Raw genomic sequence first — 5411 nt, forward strand, 5'->3', positions numbered from 1 at the left:
CAGCCAGACTTAGAGGCCAAGAAATCGGCACCAGTATGGCAAAAGCAGATCCAGCTCCATAGTACAAACGAGTTTGAGAATGAACCTGGTGTCACCTTATTTATTCGCGGAACTGAGTTAACTGCGGATTTACGCATGGTGGTATTTGATGACATTACTGATGTGGTCAGCGCTCAACGCTCGATTGCCTGGAGTGAGGTTGCCAGACGCCTAGCGCATGAGATTAAGAATCCCTTAACCCCCATACAACTCTCAGCAGAGAGGTTGCAGCATAAGTTGGCAGGTAAGTTGAGTCCTGAGCAAGAAGAGATGATGAATCGCAGTACTGAAACGATCATCGGACAAGTTCAGGCAATGAAAGAGATGGTGAATGATTTTAGGGATTTTGCAAAAACGCCCAGCCCACAACTAAAGTCAGTCTCAATCAACGCCTTGATACAGGAGATTTTGGGTTTATATGAGGGAAGCCCCATAAAAACTCAGCTTGATGAGCGCAGCCCAAATATTATGGGTGATCCTACGCAACTTAGACAGATTATTCATAATCTTTTGCAGAACGCACAAGATGCTACTCTTGAGGGTGAGCATCAAGCTGAGCCAGTCGAAGTCAAAACTGAAATAGTGCCTTACGGCGAAGTCAATGGTGTGCCACAGAATGCGGTGCGCCTAACGATAAGTGATAGCGGTTCAGGATTTCCAGCTAAGATATTGGCAAGGGCTTTTGAGCCGTACGTAACAACAAAGAGTAAGGGCACTGGATTGGGTCTGGCAGTAGTGAAGAAAATCGTAGATGACCACGGCGCCAAAATTGAAGTTCGGAACCGTATTCGAGGGGATGAAGTGATCGGCGCACAAGTATCAATTTTGTTTATGAATCTGGCAAAAGAGGCAGCATAAGTATGGCAAGTATTTTGGTGGTCGATGATGAGATGGGAATCCGAGAGCTTCTTAATGAGATTCTGACGGATGAAGGCCACACTGTTTATGCGGCCGAGAGCGCTATGCAGGCTCGCACAATCCGCGAACAAATGCGTCCAGACCTCGTCTTGCTGGATATTTGGATGCCTGAAGTTGATGGCATTACCCTATTAAAAGAGTGGTCCAAGACGGGTCAACTCACGATGCCAGTAGTTATGATGTCTGGCCATGCCACGATTGATACCGCAGTTGAAGCTACCCGCATTGGCGCACTTAACTTCTTGGAAAAGCCCATCGCGCTTCAAAAATTACTCAAAACTGTTAACAAGGCTCTTGAGAGTGCGCCCAAGTTTATTGAGCCTGTTGAGGAAAGAGTGCCTTCTGCGTCCTCATCCAGCCCCACCCCTAGAGTGGCAGCCAGTGAGAAGGTCACTCAAGTACAAGAGGGTGAGTACATTAGTGGGATTGCAAAAACTTACTTTGATTTGCCGCTTCGTGAGGCCAGGGACTTATTCGAAAAAGCCTACTTCGAGCATCAAATGATCATCATGGGTGGTAGCATGACTAAGATTTCTGAATACACTGGTTTAGAGCGCACACACCTCTACCGCAAGTTAAAAGCTTTAGGAATCGACACCTCACGCAATAAAGCCGAGCAGTAAACACCAAGTATGAGTCCCTTGTAATGTTCTTTGGGACTATTGGTGTGGCGCACAGCATTGACATTGCGACGGATCATTGCGCTAACATCATTTCGGAATTATTCCCATGGAAATAAAGGTTAACTTTCTCGATAAGTTGCGTCTCGAAGCCAAGTTCGATGACTTCACGGTAATTGCTGATCAGCCCATTCGATATAAAGGGGATGGTTCAGCCCCGGGACCTTTTGACTACTTTTTGGCTTCCTCCGCTTTATGTGCCGCCTATTTTGTAAAGCTGTATTGCGACACACGCAATATCTCAACCGAGAACATTCGCCTTTCGCAAAATAATATTGTCGACCCAGAAAATCGTTACCAACAGATATTCAAAATTCAGGTTGAATTGCCAGAAGATATTTCTGCCAATGATCGCCAGGGTATCTTGCGATCCATCGAGCGCTGTACGGTCAAGAAAGTCGTACAGGCGGGCCCGGAGTTTGTCATTGAAGAGGTTAAGAATCTCGATGCTGATGCGCAGAGCCTTTTAACTTTGAACTCGGCCTCAGATGTAAGCACCATTATTCCAGGTAAGGATTTGCCGCTAGAGCAAACCATTGCGAATATGTCTGGTGTGCTTGCCAATCTAGGAATTAAGATTGAAATTGCCTCATGGCGTAACCTGATTCCTAATGTATGGTCTTTACATATTCGCGATGCACACTCGCCAATGTGCTTTACCAATGGCAAAGGCTCCACAAAAGAAAGCGCGCTAGCCTCAGCCTTGGGCGAGTATATCGAGCGACTCAGCAATAACCATTTTTATGCTGGTGCATTTTGGGGTGAGGATATAGCCAATAGCAATTTTGTTCATTATCCAAATGAGCGTTGGTTTAAGCCAGGACCAAAAGATGCGCTACCTAAAGAAATTCTGGATGAGTATTGCCTAGAGATTTTTAATGCTGATGGTGAACTGCGAGCCTCACATTTAATCGATACCAATTCTGGCAATGTAGAGCGGGGAATTTGTTCATTGCCATATGTACGTCAGTCAGACGGTAAGACTGTGTATTTCCCATCCAACTTAATTGAAAATTTGTATGTCAGTAATGGCATGAGCGCTGGCAACACACTTGCTGAAGCGCAGGTGCAATGCTTGTCAGAGATTTTTGAACGAGCAGTTAAACGTCAAATTATTGAAGAAGAAATTGCTTTGCCAGACGTGCCACAAGAAGTGCTTGCAAAATACCCCGGTATTCTGGCGGGCATTCAGAGTCTTGAAGAGCAGGGCTTTCCGGTGTTGGTAAAAGACGCATCATTAGGCGGCATCTAACCTGTTATGTGCGTTACTTTAATGAACCCAAGAACGGGCGGAGTATTTGCATCCTTTGGGGCGCATCCAAGATTGGAAGTCGCCCTGGAGCGGAGCCTAACTGAACTTCTGCAAGGCCGTAGTCTAGAAGGCTTGAATGATTTACCGCCGCCTACTTTCGCTAGTGAGGCGGTGACTGAGCCAAATAATTTTGTTGAGCACTTTATTGACTCTAGTGGCATTGTGTCGTGGCGATTCTTCAGCGCTAAATCAAATTACGATTTTGTTGAGTGGGACTTTTCAGGTCATGGCGAGCACTCCAATAGAGATGAAGCGGCAACCCTGTTTGGCATTCTTAAAGATATGGGTAAAGAAGCTTATGTAGCAGTGTATGACGAGCTGGGAGCGATTGCTTGCAGAATCCTGGTGCCAGGGTATTCCGAGGTGTACCCGATAGAAGACTTGGTTTGGGATAACACGAACAAGGCCCTGTTATTCCGTGCTGATATTTTGAATCTACACAAACTAGATAATGCCAATCTAAGGAAGCTACTAGAAAATCTAGAAAATAATGAACTTGATGAGTATGGTGATATCGCCACATTGATTGGTATTGAGTTTGACGAGAATACGCCCTGGGGTCAATTAACGGTTCTTGAGTTGAAGCTCTTAATTAATCTGGCATTGAAACAATTTGAAGAGGCGCATGAACTTGTTGGCGCTTTTCTGCAATACAACGACAATGCGGTCGAACGCAAACTGTTTTATCAGGCCTTAAATACAGTGCTTGAGATTGAGCTTGATGAGAATTTAGAGCTAAATGACTATCTGCAAAATCTACGACGTATGTTTAGCAAGGAAAGAATCGATGCGGTTTTGGGATCAGTAAGTGGTAGTGTGCGCTTCTTTGGATTAACTCCAACAAGCACGAAGTTAGAGGGCTTAGAGAGGCACCATCGTTTAATCGACAGTTATAAAAAATTACATTTGGCCCGGTCCTCTAGATAGGGGCTAATTACTATTTAGGCTGACCCATGTCGAACATTAAAGAATTGGCGATTATTGGAGACGGCTTTGCTGCAGCTGTAATGGTGGCGCATCTCTTGCGCAGGGGCATTGCGCCCACCGCTATAACGGTGATTGGCTCAGGCACCCTAGGAAAGGGAAATGCATATGGTTGTGACAATCTACATTTTCGACTAAACATCCGTGAGAATTTGCCAATCATTTTTTCAGATGACCCCTTGCATTTTTCAAGGTGGGCTAAAGAGCATGTAAATGATCCAGAAGCAAAGACTGATGCAGGATATTTTTATCTTCGCCAAGATTTTGGTCGGTATGTTTCTGAACTGATTTCTACTGAATCTAAACCAGATGACATTGAACAAATTAAAGCTAAAGTTCTTAGCTTAAGTTCGGCCGATAATTCTTGGAATCTTGTTCTTGATAACCAAGCGGTATTAAGTGCAAAGCGAGTCATTATCGCGACTGGCAATCCCCCGCCCACTTGGCCTTGCGTAGTCACTAATCCTTATCCCAATCTATCTGCATCATGTCTTGTTGAGAACCCTTGGACGGGACATGGATTAGTCGGGGTCGAAGCCCATGAGAGGATTATTTTGCTTGGTGGAGGATTGACAGCATTAGATGCCATTAATAATTTGGTAGAGCGTAAGCATCTTGGACAAATATATGTGATTAGTCCGAGAGCCATTTTTCCTCCAGCCCAGGCGAATTGGGAAAGAAAGATTCAGCCCGTTTGGCCGCAGAATTTAAGTCCAGCTAAATTCATTCGTTTCATACGAGATTATTTGCCATCAACATCCACTACGAGCACAGAGTGGCAGAGCGCATGGGAAGAGTTGAGGACAAATATTAATATCATTTGGCAACAATTCTCCGTGCATCAAAAGCGAACTTTATTTAAGAGAGTGGGTTGGCTATGGAATTTATATCGTTTTCGAGCCTCACCACAAACGATAGCTGCATATGAAAAGCTGAAGTCAAATAATCAAATTCAATTTGTATTGGGGCGTGCAATAGAAATCAAATGTACTGACTCTAAGGTGAGAGTGCTCTTGGGTAATGGAATTAATGTTGAGGGAGATCGAATCATCAATTGCACAGGCGTTGCATCTGATCCCTTACTAAATCAACTCATTGAAAATCGATTGGCGATCAGGGACCCGCTTGGGCATGCTATCGCGGTTGATGCAAGTTTCCGAGTGATTCGTTCACCATCTGATCGGTGGAATAGTTTATGGATGATTGGGCCGGCAACCATGGGAAGCTTGGGTGATGTCATAGCTGCAAGTGCTATTGCCAAGCAAGCCGAGCAATTAGCAGGTCAGATTGCTGGGGGCTAAGAAACACTCCATAAGCCCCTTTAAATACAGTCTCTTGGGTGCCGATTGATAAGTCAATTGAGTAAATTGCCATCGTAAACCCAGTTTTTAATCCTATAAATTAGTTTCATTTATAACCATAACTCTTGGCCTGGTAGCTCAGTCGGTAGAGCAGAGGATTCTCATATCCTTGCCTAT

Annotated in this window: 3 protein-coding genes and 1 pseudogene; all 4 read left to right on the forward strand. The window is 44.6% G+C overall.

The features are described from left to right. Positions 1-897: ATP-binding protein (locus tag B7X71_RS11325; RefSeq protein WP_293600774.1), on the forward strand; the 897-nt coding region annotated here is incomplete at its 5' end. Positions 898-899: 2 nt separating this feature from the next. Beyond that, positions 900-1580, forward strand: a complete 681-nt coding sequence (locus B7X71_RS11330) for a response regulator (protein ID WP_293598715.1) — start codon at positions 900-902, stop codon at positions 1578-1580. A gap of 106 nt (positions 1581-1686) precedes the next feature. After that, positions 1687-3876 (forward strand): annotated as a pseudogene (locus tag B7X71_RS11335) (OsmC domain/YcaO domain-containing protein). A gap of 26 nt (positions 3877-3902) precedes the next feature. Next, positions 3903-5234, forward strand: a complete 1332-nt coding sequence (locus B7X71_RS11340; protein ID WP_293600775.1) for an FAD/NAD(P)-binding protein — start codon at positions 3903-3905, stop codon at positions 5232-5234. The last annotated feature ends 177 nt before the right edge of the window (positions 5235-5411 follow it).

This window comes from Polynucleobacter sp. 39-46-10, from assembly GCF_002282275.1.

What these genes read in the sequence shown, in the direction of transcription:
- B7X71_RS11330 (WP_293598715.1), top strand. Translation starts at nt 900, where the DNA reads ATGGCAAGTATTTTGGTGGTCGATGATGAGATGGGAATCCGAGAGCTT.
- B7X71_RS11340 (WP_293600775.1), top strand. Translation starts at nt 3,903, where the DNA reads ATGTCGAACATTAAAGAATTGGCGATTATTGGAGACGGCTTTGCTGCA.